Source organism: Vibrio sp. 1401 (assembly GCF_033340295.1).
This window is the reverse complement of record NZ_JAWOWF010000444.1, coordinates 1-651: the sequence shown is the minus strand read 5'-3', so window position 1 is coordinate 651 and position 651 is coordinate 1. Positions and strand designations below refer to the sequence as shown.

The window sequence follows — 651 nt, the reverse complement described above, 5'->3', positions numbered from 1 at the left end:
GCCTTGCTCGGCCAGCTTTTTCGCAGTTGCGGCTCCAATGCCTCGGCTTGCGCCAGTAACGATGACTACTTTATTCAAAATACGTCCTTATTTTTGTCGCGAGTAGATTTTATCGGCGTAGTGTTTGCCACCGATTTGGTATGCGTCTGGAATGACTTGAGAGAGTTCGAAGCCGCATTTTGTGAGTACGCGCTCTGATGCGACATTTCCTTCGGTCACTGTGGCTGAAAAGCGGCGGATATCGTGCGTGGTTTCTGCCCAGTGCAGCAAAGCATTAAGTGTTTCTGTGCCGAATTGCTGGCCATGAAACTCGGGCAGCAGCAAATAGCCCACTTCGGCTTTGTCTTCCTCTAGTACAAACCCCGTAATCCCAATAGGTTGTTGATTATTTGCATCGAGAATGGTCAAGCACAACCAATGGTCACACTCTGGTGTCCAGCTCGCTAAACGAGATTCAAACTTGTCGCGTAACACTCGCTCGTCAGGTTTATCGAAGCAGAGAGCGATGACACTCGGCTCGATATGTAAACGCTGAAATAGCGCCCAATCTTCTGCTCTGATCGGGCCCATTTTGGTTCTGGGTGTAGATATGAGAGTCGACATGCACATCCTTAATGCATCGAGTTGAATTGCCAGTCTCTCATTCTCTTA

At 48.7% G+C, this 651-nt stretch carries 2 protein-coding genes; both read right to left on the bottom strand.

Annotation, left to right across the window (positions count from 1 at the left end; genetic code table 11):
* Window positions 1-78, bottom strand: a 78-nt coding sequence (locus tag R7Z77_RS26145; protein WP_318137151.1) for an SDR family NAD(P)-dependent oxidoreductase, incomplete at its 3' end; no start/stop codon positions are given.
* Window positions 79-87: 9 nt separating this feature from the next.
* Window positions 88-603 (bottom strand): GNAT family N-acetyltransferase, encoded by a 516-nt coding sequence (locus tag R7Z77_RS26140; protein WP_318137150.1) that lies wholly within the window; start codon window positions 601-603, stop codon window positions 88-90.
* Between the last annotated feature and the right edge of the window lie 48 nt (window positions 604-651).